This is a genomic window from Nannocystis punicea (genome assembly GCF_026965555.1).
Classification (GTDB): Bacteria; Myxococcota_A; Polyangia; order Nannocystales; family Nannocystaceae; genus Nannocystis; species Nannocystis punicea.
The window spans coordinates 7,700,277-7,715,901 of sequence record NZ_CP114040.1 but is presented as its reverse complement, the minus strand read 5'-3'; the positions used below and the strand labels follow the sequence as shown (position 1 = coordinate 7,715,901).

Genomic DNA, 15,625 nt, shown 5'->3' with positions numbered 1-15,625 from the left:
AGGTCACTTGCCGGCGCGGGCGGCCAGCGCGGCGAGCTTGGGGGTGAGGTCGTCGCTCATCCTGGCCAGGTCCCAGGCCGGGCGCCAGTCCCAGTCGCGGCGGGCGCAGGTGTCGTCGAGCGCGCGCGGCCACGAGTCGAGGATGGCCTGGCGCGCGGGGTCGGGCTTGAAGGTGATGCGGGCCCCGGGGACCACGCGAGCGACCTCGTCCGCGATCTCCTGCGCGGTCGGCGAGAAGGCGGCGATGTTGTAGATGCAGCGGCCGAGCCGCTCGCGCGGGGCCAGCGACAGCTCGACCAGGGCGCGCAGCGCGTCGGGCATGTACATCAGCGGGATCTGGCTGTCGGGGCGGCAGAACGCCTCGTAGCCGCCGGTCCGCAGCGACTCGTAGTACATCAGCGGGGCGTAGTCGCTGGTGCCGCCGCCCGGCAGCACGGCCGACAGCAGGCCGGGGAAGCGGACACCGCGGAAGTCGAGGCCGTGGCGGCGGCTGTAGTACTCGCCGAGCAGCTCGCCGGCGACCTTGGTGACGCCGTACATGGTGGTCGGTCGCAGCGAGACGTCGTCGCCGACGAGCGCCGGCAGGCCGGGCCCGAACACTGCGATCGTGCTGGTGAAGATCACCTGCCGCACGCCGAACTTGCGCGCGGCCTCGAGGACGTGCAGCGTGCCGTCCTGGTTGACGGCGTAGGTGCGCAGCGGGTCGCGCTCGCCGGTGGCGCTGAGGATCGCGGCGAGGTGATAGACGACCTCGGGGCGCAGCTCGGCGAACAGGGCGTCGACCTGAGCAGCGCTCGTGACGTCGAGGCTCGACCACGGCAGGCCGAGGTCGGCGTCGCCGCGCGGGGGCGCGAGGTCGCTGGCGAACACCTGGTCGCCGCGGGCCCGCAGCACCTGCAGGAGATCGAGGCCGACCTGTCCGCCGGCGCCGGTGACGAGGACCTTGCGGCCCGTGGGGGTGAGGGGGCCGACTGGACCGTGGGATGCTGTCATGAGAGGACTGGCCGAGCTCCGGGCGCATGGTGGCAAATCGCGGCGCGCCGCCGCAAGCGGGGCGGGTGCACGGACCCCCTGGCGAATCTCACACGTCGCGGACCCGCCGCCGCTCGCGAGCGCGGACCGGTGTCGGCGATCGGTGCAGGCGGCTGCACACCATATGTCCTTCGGGACATGTGAGCGAAGGGCGCGAGCGCGCGTGTAAGCGCCGCGGCGGGGGCGGTCGTTCGCTCGCCTGTCGGATGGACGTGACATTCGTCGGCCGGCACCCTGATCGTCCTGCGAGGTCCGATGTCGCCGCTCCGCCCGTTCGCCCTGCCTGCGCTCGCCTGTTGTCTGGTCTTCGCCGCCCCCGCCGTCGCCGAGGCGTTCTGCGGCTTCTATGTGAGCGGAGCCGACACCAAGCTCTACAACAATGCCACCCAGGTGGTGTTGATGCGCGAGGGTCAGCGCACGGTGCTGTCCATGCAGAACAACTATCAGGGTCCGCCGCAGGACTTCGCGATGGTGGTGCCGGTGCCGGTGGTGCTGAAGGAGCAGGACGTGAAGACGCTCGACAAGGCGGTGTTCGAGCGGGTCGATCAGCTGGCGGCGCCGCGGCTGGTCGAGTACTGGGAGCAGGACCCGTGCCCGGAGCCGGTGAAGTACGACGCGGACGAGCGCGCGGGTGCGGGGCCGCCGATGGCCGCGCCGTCCTCCGTGAGCAAGTCGGCGGAGCGCGACCTCGGGGTCAAGATCGAGGCCAAGTTCGCGGTCGGCGAGTACCAGATCCTGATCCTCGGCGCGCAGGACTCGAACGGGCTCGATACGTGGCTCCGGGCGCACAATTACAAGATCCCGGCCGGCGCGGCGGAGGTGCTGCGACCGTACGTGCAGGCGGGGATGAAATTTTTTGTCGCGCGAGTGGACAGCAAGAAGGTGAAGTTCGACCCGCGCGGGCAGGCGATGCTGTCGCCGCTGCGGTTCCACTACGACAGCGACACGTTCGCCCTGCCGGTGCGGCTGGGGCTCTTGAACGCGAAGGGCAAGCAGGACCTCATCGTCCACGTGATCGCCCGCAACACCCGCTACGAGGCGGCCAACTACCGCAACGTGTCGATCCCCACCAACCTCGAGGTGGCCGACGCGACGCGCCGCAACTTCCCCGGGTTCTACGCGGCGCTGTTCGACCAGGCGCAGGCCCGCCACCCGGGGGCGGTGGTGACCGAGTACGCGTGGGCGACCGGGAGCTGCGATCCGTGTCCGACGCCGCCGCTCGACGGCGCGGAGCTGATGACGCTCGGCGCCGACGTGATGCCGGAGCTCGGCGGGTACCCCGATCCGGGGCAATTCGTGCTGACGCGGCTGCACGCGCGCTACGGGGCCGAGAGCCTGGGCGAGGACCTGGTCTTTCGCGCAGGTGAGCCGATCACCGGCGGGCGCGAGACGGGCGGGCCCGGTCAAAACGAGGTCGGGGCGACGATCACAGGGTGGAACAACTTCCAGGCCCGCTACATCATCCGTCACCCGTGGGAGGGGCCGATCCGCTGTCAGAACCCGCAGCGAGGGATCTGGGGCGGACCGCCGAACGGGGGCCAGCCGCCCGCGCTCGCGGCGCGCGACCTGGCGTTCGTGCCGCGCAACGCGTCGATGCGCACGTACCTGAAGGTGAAGATGCTCGAAATCCCGGCGCTGCCCGGCGAGCCGGCGCGGGTCAATCCGTATCCGCAGCCGATCGCGGGCGGTGGGGCGGGGGACTCGAGCGGCGATTCGGGTGGGGGTGATGCGGGTGCGTCGGGCGGGGCGGTGGACGGCGGGGGCTCGGGCGAGCCGCAGCCGCCGACGCTGGTCGTGCCGCAGTCGCGCGCGGGCTGCGGGCGCTGCGACGCGGCGCCCGGCGAGGGGCTGCTCGGCGGGGCGGCGCTGGGGCTGCTGGCGCTGGCGGGGCTGCGCCGGCGCCGGCAGTGATCTGGCCTCGAGGACAGGTGAGGCGCCGATCCGCGGCGCGTCACTTCTCGAGCACGAGGCGGAACGGAGCCGTGCCGCGCGCCCCGACCAGGACTGCGAGGTCGGCGGCCGTGGCGTTCGCGGGCAGGCGCACCTGCTCGGCCTTGGCGTCGCGGGCCAGCGCGAGCGGGAACTGCCGCTTGCTCGGCGACGTCTTGCCGCTCATCTGCCACACCGCAGGGACGAGCACCTCGAGGTCGATCCCCTCGCACTTGCACGCCTCGACGGCGCCCGGCAGGCCGTCGAGGAGCGTCTTCCCGCGGGAAGCGGGGTCCATGGTGGCGAGCTGCCGGAACAGCTCGGCGATCGGCTTGCAGCCGCCGATCGCTGCCTCGATCGTCTTGGCGAGCTGCGTCGCGCGCAGGTCGGGGCGGGGTTCGTCGAAGAGCTTCTGGACCGCCGGCGGCGTCGGCGGGGCCGCCGGGGCGGTGTCTCCGGCGAGCTGGACGACCTGAGACAGAGCGACCTCGGGCGGCATGCCTTCGGCGAGCTCGAGGACCGTCGAGGCCGGGACGCGCGCGTCGACGACCAGCGACAACGACGCCCGGAACGGCGCACCGGTGCTTGCGCTCCGCTGCTTGACGCTCTCGAGCTCCGCGTCGAGCGCCTTGCGCAGCTCGGTGACAGTCGGGTGCACCTGCTCGTCGAGCTTGAAGCCGCCGTCCGCGAGCACGTACACCGGCATCCCGTCGCCGACCGGCTCTCCGCCAGGCGCCGCCGGGAGCTCCATGCCCGGCGGCAATTCGAGGCTCGTCGAGTCGCCCGGACCGTGGGAAAACAGGGTGCGCATCGCCGCGACCTTCTCCGGGCAGGCCGCGGCCGCGGGCGAGACCTTGGCGTCGGACGCAGTCGCGGCGCTCGTCGGTGCAGGACCGGTCGCGGGCTTGGCGGCCGGGTCGGGCGCGCCTGAATTGCAGGCGAGGAGACTGGCGAACAGGATGGCGATGAGCGGACGCGGCATCGACGACATTGTACCGTCAGCCATCGCGCGTGGATCGCCTCCGGAGCGGCTGTTCGTGCGTAGGACCGTCGTTCGCAGGCGACATCGGGCATGCGACTTCCTTCGCACCGATGACGGCGCGCGGTCCCTGTCGCTACCCGTGATCCGCCGCGCTGTCACCACGTAAGCTGGTCGTCCCGTTGCAGTCGTAGTGCGGTCCTACGTGAGGCGCTAGTCTGACACTCCCGACGGGAGAACGATGACACAATCCACGTCCTTCGACCTGTGGCTCGAGTTTGAACATTGGGAGCCTCTACCGGGCGACGATCCCACGGACGAGTTTGCCAACGTCGTGGTCTTGCTGCCCGACGGTCGTCGGTACGCGTTGAATGTGTGGACCTTCCAATTCATCCACCGGGCCCGGTTGGAAGACGATCCCGACGTACCGGCGGAGTACCTGCTGCCGCCGGACCTGTTCGTGGAGCGACTGGACCGACCGACGATGGAGCGGGTGGTGCGTCAATTGTTGGCCAGGGACGAGATGCGCGCCGAGTGGCTCTGCCCGCCGAGCGACGAACCTTCAGACGAAGGCGACGCTTGACGGCGGCGGCCTGGAGCGCTCGAGCGGTCTGGCCCCATTCATCTTGAAAGGCCGGTGTAGGGTTTTTGTCTCCCGCGGCACTGTGGAGCTCACGAAGAGCTCCCCAGCCCAGCTGGCGATGCTGCGCGCCCGCGAGCTTGCGAGGGGTCGACTGCCGACGGATCCAGGGCCGTCGCCGCTCGCTGTCGATGCGCCGCCGTTCGCTCGGCGTCGACGCGAACTACTCGTTAGCGCGGTCGCCGAGGCGTCCGGTGCGGCGTCAGGACCGCGTCAGGGGTCGACGAGAAATTTTCTGTCGTGGGTCTGTAGGGTCCTTCGCAGCAGCGGCACTGTAGCGACCGGAGCATGCAACTCATCCGGCACCTTCTCGCACGCTTCCAGCAGCGGCTGATGCCCGAATAATCGAGGAGGGCGACGTTCGACGCGTGCCGAGACGCGGAGCTCGGCCGAGACGAACCCAGCGCGCCGGGTCGACGATCCCTGTAGCGAGTCCGCACGCGCTCCACAGCCGGGCGCGGAGGAAGCTTCATGTCCATGGCTGATTTCATGCGCCTCGGCGAGATCGCCGCGTGGGTGCAACTGTCCTGAGTCGTTCCCGCTCCGTGGAGAGGAGATGACATGATACGCAAGAAGAGAAAATTCGAGGAAGAGGAGATCGTGGCCGACCTCCTCCCCGTCATGAATGTCATGTTACTGATGGTCCCGCTGCTGCTTCAGGCGATGGAGTACGCGACCCTGGCCTCGGTCAACGTCGCGCCGCCGCGCTTCTCGGCCGCGAGTTCCGACGCCAAGCCCGACGACCCGAACAAGGAGAAGCCGCTCAACCTCAAGGTGATGGTCCTCGAGGACGGCTTCCGGATCTCGGCCGACGCCCAGCAGGAGGGCGCGGAGGCCGGCAAGGCGACCGACTCCAGGGCGCCGACGATCCCGCTGGCCAAGCCCGGCACGCCGCTCGACGACTACGACCGCTACGACTATGCAGCGCTCGAACAGCGGGTGAAGAACTACAAGGAGATGTTCCCGAACGAGACCACCGTGACGATCTCCGCGGAGGCCAACATCCCGATGCAGACCCTCATCCACACGATGGACACGCTGGCCGGGCGCGAGTGCAAGCTCGCCAGGGCGCTCAAGGGCGAGGCGATTCCCGCCGACTGCTACTTCTGGCAGCCGATCGTGGAAGCGGGCGCCGGCTGACGAGAGGATAGGGGCGTCGGGGTATCCTGTGAGATGTCCCGAGGGACATGTCATGCGAGGGCGGTCGGGCCGAGGAGGGTGCGGAGGACGGGTTCGATCACGGCGGTGAAGGTGTCGCGGTGGTGGGCGCGGCGGGTCCGGGGCCGCAGCAAGCCCCAGCCCGGAGCCGAGGGGAGCGAGTCGTCGGGCGGGAGGTCGGCGGCGAGCTCGGCGCGCAGCCGGGCGACCGTGGTGAGGGCGACGAGGCGGACTGCGGAGCCGTGGCTGGCGAGCAGCCAGCGGAGGGTGCGCCAGGCGAAGGCGGCGTGGCGGGTCTCGTCGCGGGCGATGTCGGCGAGCCGCGCGGCGAGGACCGGGTGGGCCGCCAGCTCGGCGCACAGCTGGGCCTCGGCGGCGCCGAGGGTCTCGCCGACGCAGCCGTCGCGCACGAGGGATTCGACGATGTCCTCGAGGACATGTCGCAAGGGGAAGCCGTCGAGCGCGAGCGGGCCGGGGCCGAGCGGGCGGCCGGACCACAGGCTGGCCAGCGACCACGCGACCCGGGCGTGCTCGATCTCGTCGAGCGCGGCGCGCTGGGCCTCGGCGAGCAGCTCGGGCGGGGCGCCGAGCGCCATGAGTTCGAGGGTGACGACGGCGAAGCTGGCGACGGAGGCGTGCTCGAGCGCGGCGACGTCCGCCCAGTGCTCGGCGATCGCCGCTTGCACGTCGGCCGGGAGGTCGCGCGGGAGGTCGATCTCGGTCAGCCAGTCGGCGCGGGCGACGGCAGGGGCAGTGCGCGCGGCGCCGGCGACGACGAGCGGACGGCCGATCGCGCAGGAGGCGTACTGGCAGTGCCAGTGGCCGAGGTCGGGGTCGTAGGCGCAGGTCTGGTCGGGGTCGCAGTCGCTGTCGCACTGACAAGTGTCCTGCGGGCCGCGACAGGCGAGGAAGGACACGAGCGAGCAGCCGTCGTACCATGACGAGAAGGCGCAGCCTCCGTCGGGGCAGTCGTCGTCGCTGCGGCAGAGGGCGGGGACGCAGCGCGAGTGATCGTCGGGGAAGGCGTGGTCGCAGATGCAGGCCTCGTCGCTGCCACAGTCGGCGTCGGTCCGGCAGCTGTAATCACAGACGCAGCCGGGCCCGAAGCCGATGTCGTTGACGATGCACCGGCCGTATTTGCCGTCCTCGCAGTCGGCGTCGACGCGACAGAGGGGCTCGCCGAGCGGACCGTCGTAGTCCTCGGGCGTGCAGGGGTCGAACGTGAACGATGGATCGCAGACCTCGCGGGCCGACGCGATCGGGGCCGCCTGCTCGCGCGCGTGGACCGGCGAGGCGCTCTGGGTCGCTGGCTCGCTGCAGGAGGCGGAGGCGCCGAGGCCGAGCGCGACGAGCAGGCGACGGCGGAGCACGATGAGGGACGCGGGCATGGCGGACGCTCTGGATCGTTGCCGTGACGCGGTGCTCGTTGCGCGCGCAAGGGCTCGGGAGGACGCGCGGGCGAGGTGGGGCGTCGGCGCGATCGATCGCGGCGCGGGCGGCGGACGACGCTCGTTCGCCGTCACTCGCCGGATTGATTGACGAGGGTGTAGACGCCGTAGGTGGTCAGCACTGCGAGGTCGACGCGGGCGTCGCCGCCGAGCCGGCCGACCTGGACGTCGATGCCGGCGCCAGAGAAGTTGCGCGAGGGGCCGGAGACGATCTTGCCGTCGGCGTAGGTGAAGATCTGCAGGGCCGCGGGGGCGAGGCCGATGATGTTGTCGACGTCGTCGGTGTTGATCCGCGCGGCCAGGAGCCGCAGCATGCCGGGCTCGGCGTCGATGGTGTCGCTCGACTTCTCGAACAGGCCGCTGCCCTTGTTGTTGAACACCTGCAGGGTGTCGCCGACCGGATCGCTGTAGACGACGTTGGGCCACGGCGGGACGCCGAACTCGCCGAGAGCGATCGCGCCGGCGTGGGTGGCGTTGCTGGTGAAGGGGCCGAGGTCCTCGCCCTCGAAGCCGAGCTTGACGGAGAAGCCGGTGGTCGGGCCGAGGTAGATCGAGTAGAGGAGGTCGACCTCGGCGTCGGCGTTGTCGTCGACGTCGGCGGCGGCGACGTGGCGCGGGGCGAAGCTGGTGTTGACCGTGTTGGGCTGGGTGAAGCCGAAGCCGTTGGCGAGGATGTAATAGACCTTGTTGTTGGCCTCGTCGGGGATGACGAGGTCGGGCCGCTCGTCGTCGTCGATGCGGGCGACGATCGCGGAGGCCATGTCGCCGGCGTACGGGATCTCGGTCGGCGGATCGGACGTGCCGAGGAACGCGAGGCTGATGTGGCCGCCGCCGTGGGTGGCGAGGATGTCGGGGGTCTGGTCGTCGTCCCAGTCGGCGATGAAGAGGCGCGCGGGGGCCTCTGCGACCGGGACGGGCTCGCCCTCGACGAAGCCGGCGTCGCCCTGGTTGAGCCACACGCGGACGCACGCCTGATCGAGGTTCGAGCAGTTCGAGAAGCCGAGCGCGAGGTCGTCGTCGCCGTCGTTGTCGAGGTCGCCGACGGCGAACGAGGCGGCGCCCTCGGTGCCCTCGACGGGCTGGTTCCACGGGCGGAACAGCTGGCGGCAGTTGGGCTCGCAGTCGTCGCCGGGGATCCGGTTGCCGTCGTCGCACTGCTCGCCGGGCTCCTGCTCGCCGTTGCCGCACAGGGGCGCTGCGTCGGTGGTGCCCGGCGAGTCGGTGGTCTCGGCGGCGCCGCTGCTGACTGCAGGGCCTGCGGTGGTGCCCTCGTCGCCGGTGCTCGCGGGCCTCGAGCTCGCGCTGGAAGTGACGTCGTCGCTGTCGCCGGCCAAGAACAGCGGGTTCGGCATGAAGCACGCGCTCGCGCCGGCGACGAGCGCGAGCAAGCCCGCGATCCGACAGTCCACCATGATCGCAGGTTATGTCAGCGCGGCGATGTTCGTCCACGCGAGGCGGGGCGCGACAGTGCCCGCAGTCTGCGATCTCAGGGGGTGACGTGGTGCAGGAGGAACGCGAGGGTGTCGGCCTCGCGGGCGATGGTCTGATGCAGGAGGTCGGCCCCGCCGTGACCGGCGTTCGACTCGATCCGCAGCCACGCCGGACGCCGACCGGCGTGCTGGATCTGGGCGGTGAACTTGCGGGCGTGCATCGGGTCGACGCGATCGTCACTGTCGGCGGAGAGCATCAACAGCGCGGGGTATTTCGTTCCCACCGTCACATGATGGTAGGGCGAGTACGGATAGATGTACGCGAAATCGCGCGGGTCCTCCGGATCGCCGTATTCGGGGATCCACGTCTTGCCGGCCCCGAATTGGGTGTACCGCACCATGTCGAGCAAGGGCACGGCGCAGGCGGCCGCGCGCGCGAGCTCGGGGTGCTGGACCATGGTGGCGCCGACGAGGAGCCCGCCGTTGCTGCCGCCGAGGATCGCGAGGCGCTCGTGACGGGTGTAACCGCGTTCGACGAGCGCCCGCGCGGCCGCGGCGAAGTCGTCGAACACGTTCTGCTTGTGCTCTCGCATGCCGGCGCGGTGCCAGTCCTCGCCGTACTCGCCGCCGCCGCGCAGGTTGGGCACCGCGAACACGCCGCCGTGCTCGAGCCAGACGACTGCGCGCGCCGAGAAGCCCGGGGTCATGCTGACGGAGAAGCCGCCGTAGCCGGTGAGGAGGGCGGGGGCGTCGGCCGACAGCGGTAGGTCGCGACGCCGCACCACGAACATGGAGATCGACGTGCCGTCCTTCGAGGGGTAGCGGATCTGCTCGACGAGGAAGCGGCTGGTGTCGACCGGGAGATCGATGCGCTGCCACAGCCGCGTGGCGCCGGTCGCCACCGAGGTCTCGAAGATCTGGCTGGGCTCGGTGAAGGACGAGAAGCTGAAGTAGGCCCGGTCCTCGTCGGGGTTGCCGACGAGGCCGCCGGCGGTGCCGAGGCCCGGCAAGGGCAGCTCGCGGACGAAGCTGCCGTCGAGGCCGCGGACGACGATCGCGCTGTGAGCGTCGCGCAGGTAGGCGAGCACGAGCCGCTCGCCGACGACCTGCAGGCCCTCGAGGGTGGCGTCGGCCTCGGGCACGAGCAGCTTCCAGTCGGCGCGCGCGGGGTTCCGCGGGTCGACCTCGAAGACGCGGTAGCGCGGGGCGCCCTCGTTGGTGTGGACGTAGAAGCGGTCGCGCCAGGCGGTCACGTCGTAGATGGCGCGCTGGCCGACGATGAGCGGCTTGAACTCGGTGTCGCCGGCGTGGAGGTCGCGCAGGTAGACGTCGCTGCTGGTCCAGCCGTGCTGGTGGTGCAGGAACAGCCACCGCCCGTCGCGCGACAGGCCGATGCCGACGAAGCGCGAGGGGTCGCCGGTGGCGGGGGCGACGATGCTGTCCTTCGAGGCAGGTTCACCGACGCGGTGGAACCGGACCTCGGCGTGGCCCGGCAGCTCCGACGGCGGGATGGTCGGGTCGGTCGGCAGCCACACGTAGTAGAAGCCGTCGCCCTCGGGGGTCCACGCGGGCGAGGCGTAGCGGGCGCCCTCGATGACGTCGGGCAGGTCGCGGCCGGTGGCGAGGTCGCGCAGGTAGAGGGTCGAGGCGTCGGCGTTGTTGCGGCTGAGCTTGTAGGCGAGCAGGCGGCCGGCGAAGTCGGGGAAGATGCCGTGTACGGCGACGCTGCCGTCAGGGCTGAGCTTGTTCGGATCGAGCAAGACCTCCTCGCGGCCGTGCTCGCCGCGCCGGAGGTAGTAGATCGGCTTCTGCACGCCCTTGTGGCGCCGGGTGTAGAAGTAGTTGCCGCCGCGGTGGTACGGCGCGGACATGGCGTCGATGTCGAGCAGCTCGCCCAGGCGGGCGGCGATGGCGTCGCGCCGCGGCAGCGCCTCCAGCCGCTCGCGTGCGTAGCCGTCCTGCGCGGCCATCCACGCCTTCACCTCCGGGTCGCCCTCGACCTCGAGCCAGCGGTACGGGTCGGCGACGGGAGTGTCGTGGATGGTCTCGACGATGTCCTGCCTGCGCGTGGCCGGCGGTGGGTCGTCGCAGGTCTCGCGCACGCCGCCGAGCACGGGCGCGGGGGCGGATTCAGTGCAGGCGCCGAAGAGGGCGACGGTGACCGCGAACAGGGAGCTCCTGGCCATGCGCCGACGATAACATCAGCGGGACTCGGCGAGACAGGACAGGTCGCCCTTGATCCGCGCCCGCTCGGCGAGGTACCGCGCGGCCAGCTCGGTCGCCTGGGCCTCGCTCAGCGCCTGGCGGGCGATCGCCAGCAGCTCGCCCGCCTCGACCCGGAAGTGGCCGCGGGCGCCGTCGGCCGCGCCGGCGAGCCGCACGGACCACTTCTCGTCGCCGGCTGGCAACAGCTCGAGGTCCGCGAGCGCGGCCCGCAGCCGCTCGAGCTCCTCGAGCCCCTCGACGACCCGCGCCCGGGCCCGCTCGTCGTGCAGGAGGTGGCCGTAGAGGACGGCCTCCTTGGCCCGCGCGTGGGCGGTCAGCTCGCACACGAGGTGCGGCAAGAGCCCGCGCGCCTCGGCCTCCGGGGCCGCCTGGAGCTCGTCGAAGAGGGCACGGACGGCCGCGTGGTCGCGCTCGAGGAGGTCCCAGATCGTCGGCTCGGGCATGGTCGAGTGGTTATGCGGCGATCCGGCACCCGCACCAGCGAGCCGTCCCGCAGCGGCGGCCGGGGCGAGCCTGCGCAGCCGGTCCCCGGCGGGAGGGCCGCCGCGCGGCCAGGCGGCGCAGATGTCGCCGACGACAGTGCATGTCTTTGCGGGCATGTCCGATGGGCAATGTCATCAAGGCCGCGTTGATGCCGGGTCGGCGCTCCGATCTCCGGTGGTGACCGTCACAGCGGCGGGTCGCTCGTGCGCCTCGACCGTGCGTGGCGTTCACCCGCGGAACACGGTGCACTCGCGTCATGGCGGGTGTTCACCGACGAATGTTCGCGTCGGCGCGGGCGCGGATGCTGACGGGTTCTTGATGGCGCGCGAGCCGACCTCGACCCACCTTCTGATCGCGCGATTGTCCGCGCGACTGGCCGCGCCGACGAACGGGATGTTCGCGGCGACAGCGGGAGAGTGCGCTCGTATGCGAATGCGTAGAATGTTCGAAGTGGGGACGACGGTCGCGCTCCTCGCCGGGTGCAACGGCGACAGCGCCGCGATGTCGATGAGCGAGAGCGGCTTCGGCGTGGCGACCGAGATCACCGAAACGCCACCGGAGTCGACGACGACGACGACGACGGGGATGGAATCGTCGCAGTCGACCGCGACCGGGACAGGGTCCGAGAGCGGCGACCCGGGCGGCGAGTCCGGCGAATCGACGACGCCCGGCGGCACGACCGGCGGCACGAGCACGACCGGTCCGGCGGCGCCGTTCTGCGGCGACGGTCACGTCGATCCCGGCGAGGCGTGCGACGAGGGCGACAACAACGGCCTCGGGATCGGCTGCGGCGCGGGCTGCGAGCTCGAGGTGTGCGGCGACGGCCTGCCCGGGCCCGGCGAGGAGTGCGACTTCGGCTGGCTCAACGGGCCGGAGAGCGGCTGCTCGAAGCTGTGCAAGATCATGCCGTCGGCCTGCGGGACGCAGTCGGCGGAGCCGGTGCTGGTGCCGCGCCCGGTCGACATCGTCATCGTGATCGACAACTCGGGCAGCATGGCGGCCGAGATCAAGGGCGTGCAGGACAACATCAACGAGAACTTCGCCGAGATCATCGAGGCGAGCGGGCTCGACTATCGCGTGATCCTGATCTCGCGCTACGGCAAGTACACCTCGACGCAGGTGTGCATCGAGGCGCCGCTGTCCGGCATCCCCAAGGGCGGCTGCGCCCAGCCGCCGAGCCAGCCCATCAACAACCCGGGCAAGTTCTATCATTACAGCGTGGAGATCGACAGCACCGACTCGTGGTGCCGCCTGCTGGACACGTTCAACGGGACGCAGCAGGACCTGTTCAAGTTCGCCCCGAAGGGCTGGCAGGCGTGGCTGCGCAGCGAGGCGTTCAAGATCGTGATCGAGGTGTCGGACGACCGCGTGGTCTGCTCGCACGGCAACGACCACTACAACGACAACAACACGATCGCCGGCGGGGCCAACGCGGCCGAGAAGTTCGACGCGAAGCTGCAGGAGCTGTCGCCGCTGCACTTCGGACCGACGCCCGAGACCCGCAACTACAGCTATTACAGCATCGTCGGGCTGTCGTTCAACGACCCGCCGGACCAGCCGTATTCGGCGGAGGACCCGATCGTGACCACCAAGTGCCCGAGCGGGGTCAACGGCGGGCTCGGTCACCAGAGCCTGTCGGTGGCCACCGGGGCGCTGCGGTTCCCGCTGTGCGACACGACCGCCTACGACGCGCTGTTCCAGGCGCTCGCCAGCGGGGTGATCGCCGACGCGACCATCGCGTGCGACTTCGCCATCCCGCCGGCGCCGGAGGGCAAGGAGCTCGACGAGGGCTCGATCCTGGTCAAATTCACGCCGATGAACGCGATGGAGCCCGAGGTCTTCAAGCAGGTCCCCGCGGCCGACTTGTGCGCGCCGAAGTCGTTCTACCTCGACGCGGGCAAGGTCGTGCTGTGCCCCGAGACCTGCGTGGCGGTCCAGAACGACAAGGAGGCCGAGATCGAGGTCGAGTTCAAGTGCGCGCCGATCGATCCGGGCTGAGGCGGCTTGCCTCGCCGCCGGGCCGCGAGTATGGTCCGTCCGTCATGCGCGCCCAGGTCCGCCGCTGCTCCGTCCGCGCCCTCCGGGTGCGCGGCGGCGTGCTCGTCGGTCGCGGTTGAGCATCACCTGTCCTTCGCGCCATCCGGGTGCAGCCGATCTTCCGAGCCCTGCGGGCGTCGAGATCGAGGCCGCGCCGGCCCGGGTGGCGCGCTGCGTTCGCGACGGCGCGGCCGGACAGGCAGCCATGAAGACCACGCTCATCATCGAGATAAGGGCCGCCGAGGGCGGCGACGACGCCAAGTTGCTCGTGCACGAGCAGTTCGCGGTGTACCAGAAGCTGGCGGTGCGGGAGCACCTTTGACCTCGAGGTGATCGACGCGCGCCCGGGGTTCCTCTGCTTCAAGGCCAGCGGCAGGGCGGCCACGCGCTGGTTCGTCGGCGAGGCCGGCGGCCACCGCTGGCAGCGCGTGCCGCCGACCGAGAAGCGAGGCCGGGTCCACTCGAGCACCGTGACGGTGGTGGTGCTCGAGCCGGCGTCGACGGTGGAGGTGGAGATCCGCCCGGAGGACCTCGAGGAGGACTTCTGCCGCGGCAGCGGCAAGGGCGGGCAGCACCGCAACAAGACGTCGACGGCGGTGCACCTGCGCCACACGCCGAGCGGCCACCACGTGCGCGTCGACGGCGGACGCAGCCAGAGCGTCAACCGCGAGACCGCCCTCGAGCTGCTGCGCGCGCGGCTCCTGGCCGAGCGCCGTGAGGCGGAGCGGGCGGGCCGCTGCGCCGCGCGCAAGGCTCAGGCCGGCAGCGGCATGCGCGGCGACAAGATCCGGACGATCCAGGTCCAGGGCGACGTCGTCGTCGACCACCGGCGCGGCACGCGGATGACGTACCGCCGGTTCGTGCGCGGGTACCTCGAGGACCTCGACCCGAACGCGTCGTCGCGCGAGTAACTCGCGGAGCCGCCGGCGGAACGGCGCGAGCGGCGAGGGATCGACGCGCGTCGCAGCTCCGCCGCGCGGCGATCGGTCGCCGCTTGCGCCGGGCGTCGCTCGGCGCGCCTTCGGGGGCGACTCACTCGCTCTCGGGCTCGTCGGCGCGGAAGGGGAGGTAGTCCTCGAGCTCGCGCATCTGCTCGTGCGCGGCGGCCGTCTCCTCGGCGAGGTAGCGGTCGACGGCCGAGGCGAGGCCGGGGTGGCGGAACCAGTGGCTGCTGTAGGTGCGCGCCGGGGCGAACCCCCGCAGCAGCTTGTGTTCGCCCTGCGCGCCGGCCTCGAAGCGCGAGGTCTTGCGGGCGATGCAGCGCTCGATCGCGGCGTAGTAGGCGGCCTCGAAGTGGAGGAACGGCACGCTCTCGTCGCAGCCCCAGTAGCGGCCGAACAGCGCCTCGTCGGTCTCGAAGTAGAGCGTGCCGGCGATGGTCCGGTCGCCGCGGCGGGCCCGCGCCCACAGCATCTGCTCGGGCATGGCCCTGTGGACATGTTCGAAGAAACCTGTCCGAAGGTAGTCGATGCCGCCGTAGGCGCGGACGGTGCCGCGGTAGTAGCGGTCGATGTCGACCAGGTCGTCGGGGCCGAGGTCAGGGCCGCGGACCCACTCGAGCGCGTCGACGCCGGCGCGGGCCCGGGCGCGCTCCTTGCGGAGCTGCTTGCGCCGGCGCGAGGTCATGGTGGCGAGGAAGGCCTCGAAGTCGGCGTAGCCCTCGTTGTGCCAGTGGTACTGGTAGCTGGCGCGGCGCATGAAGCCGTGCCCGGCCAGCTCGTCGTGCTCGCGCGCCGTGGTGAACAGCCAGTGGATCGACCAGCAGCGCTCGGACTCCGCGACGTCGCGCACGGCTCCGACCAGCTCGCGCACGATCTCGTCGCGGGCGACGTCGGGGGCGATCAGCAGGCGGGGACCGGTCGCCGGGGTCATCGGCGCGGCGATCACCAGCTTCGGGTAGTAGCGCAAGCCGCCTTGCACGGCGGCCCGCGCCCAGGCCCAGTCGAAGATGAACTCGCCGTAGCTGTGGCGCTTGACGTACGTGGGCGCCGCACCGACCAGGCGCGGGCCCGACCCTGCGCCTCCGGCGCCGTGCTGCTCCACCAGCACGTACACCGGCCGCCAACCCGCCTCGTCGCCGATCGACCCGGACAACTCGAGCGCCCGCAAAAAGCCGTGCTTTAGAAAGGGGCAGCCCTCGTGAGCGAGCGCGTCCCACGACGCGGCGTCGACGCTCGCCAGGCTAGTGACGGTGCGGCTCGTCAGATCCGGCACGTGACTCGTGTACGCTAGCACAGGTCTGCCTGCGGGCGGGGTGGAAAGC

The 15,625-nt window shown here is 71.2% G+C and carries 12 protein-coding genes; 5 read left to right on the top strand and 7 right to left on the bottom strand.

Annotation, left to right across the window (positions count from 1 at the left end):
• Positions 1-3: 3 nt before the first annotated feature.
• On the bottom strand, positions 4-993 hold the full coding sequence (locus O0S08_RS29645; RefSeq protein WP_269032701.1) for an NAD-dependent epimerase/dehydratase family protein: 990 nt from the start codon (positions 991-993) through the stop codon (positions 4-6).
• Between the two features lie 294 nt (positions 994-1,287).
• Between O0S08_RS29645 and O0S08_RS29640 the strand changes: the two genes are divergently transcribed.
• Positions 1,288-2,943 carry a DUF2330 domain-containing protein gene (locus tag O0S08_RS29640; RefSeq protein ID WP_269032700.1) on the top strand — a complete coding sequence of 552 codons (1,656 nt, stop codon included), beginning with the start codon at positions 1,288-1,290 and terminating at the stop codon, positions 2,941-2,943.
• Between the two features lie 40 nt (positions 2,944-2,983).
• Here the strand turns inward: O0S08_RS29640 and O0S08_RS29635 are convergent, their stop codons facing one another.
• A complete protein-coding gene (locus O0S08_RS29635; RefSeq protein ID WP_269032699.1) occupies positions 2,984-3,943 on the bottom strand; it encodes a hypothetical protein in 960 nt (319 codons plus the stop codon).
• A gap of 238 nt (positions 3,944-4,181) precedes the next feature.
• Here O0S08_RS29635 and O0S08_RS29630 point away from each other — a divergent pair, with 238 nt between their 5' ends.
• Together O0S08_RS29630 and O0S08_RS29625 are read left to right on the top strand one after the other, a co-directional pair.
• Entirely contained in the window at positions 4,182-4,523 is a 342-nt protein-coding gene (locus tag O0S08_RS29630) for a hypothetical protein (protein ID WP_269032698.1), read from the top strand.
• Between the two features lie 618 nt (positions 4,524-5,141).
• Positions 5,142-5,720 carry a biopolymer transporter ExbD gene (locus O0S08_RS29625; RefSeq protein WP_269032697.1) on the top strand — a complete coding sequence of 193 codons (579 nt, stop codon included), beginning with the start codon at positions 5,142-5,144 and terminating at the stop codon, positions 5,718-5,720.
• A gap of 50 nt (positions 5,721-5,770) precedes the next feature.
• Here O0S08_RS29625 and O0S08_RS29620 read toward each other — a convergent pair whose 3' ends face one another.
• The 4 genes from O0S08_RS29620 to O0S08_RS29605 all read right to left on the bottom strand — a co-directional run bounded on the left by O0S08_RS29620 (position 5,771) and on the right by O0S08_RS29605 (position 11,285).
• The gene (locus O0S08_RS29620) at positions 5,771-7,126 is read right to left on the bottom strand and encodes a ferritin-like domain-containing protein (protein ID WP_269032696.1); all 1,356 of its coding nucleotides are present in this window, start codon (positions 7,124-7,126) and stop codon (positions 5,771-5,773) included.
• Between the two features lie 131 nt (positions 7,127-7,257).
• Positions 7,258-8,598 carry an FG-GAP-like repeat-containing protein gene (locus O0S08_RS29615; RefSeq protein WP_269032695.1) on the bottom strand — a complete coding sequence of 447 codons (1,341 nt, stop codon included), beginning with the start codon at positions 8,596-8,598 and terminating at the stop codon, positions 7,258-7,260.
• 74 nt (positions 8,599-8,672) lie between these two features.
• Positions 8,673-10,802: a prolyl oligopeptidase family serine peptidase gene (locus O0S08_RS29610; protein ID WP_269032694.1), complete on the bottom strand. Its 2,130-nt coding sequence runs from the start codon at positions 10,800-10,802 to the stop codon at positions 8,673-8,675.
• Between the two features lie 15 nt (positions 10,803-10,817).
• The gene (locus O0S08_RS29605; RefSeq protein ID WP_269032693.1) at positions 10,818-11,285 is read right to left on the bottom strand and encodes a hemerythrin domain-containing protein; all 468 of its coding nucleotides are present in this window, start codon (positions 11,283-11,285) and stop codon (positions 10,818-10,820) included.
• Between the two features lie 490 nt (positions 11,286-11,775).
• On the opposite strand from O0S08_RS29605, the gene O0S08_RS29600 reads away from it, so the two are divergent.
• Together O0S08_RS29600 and O0S08_RS29595 are read left to right on the top strand one after the other, a co-directional pair.
• On the top strand, positions 11,776-13,323 hold the full coding sequence (locus tag O0S08_RS29600; protein WP_269032692.1) for a hypothetical protein: 1,548 nt from the start codon (positions 11,776-11,778) through the stop codon (positions 13,321-13,323).
• Between the two features lie 368 nt (positions 13,324-13,691).
• Complete coding sequence (locus O0S08_RS29595) at positions 13,692-14,273, top strand: peptide chain release factor-like protein (RefSeq protein ID WP_269032691.1); 582 nt, start codon at positions 13,692-13,694, stop codon at positions 14,271-14,273.
• 121 nt (positions 14,274-14,394) lie between these two features.
• Here the strand turns inward: O0S08_RS29595 and O0S08_RS29590 are convergent, their stop codons facing one another.
• Entirely contained in the window at positions 14,395-15,576 is a 1,182-nt protein-coding gene (locus O0S08_RS29590; RefSeq protein ID WP_269032690.1) for a GNAT family N-acetyltransferase, read from the bottom strand.
• Between the last annotated feature and the right edge of the window lie 49 nt (positions 15,577-15,625).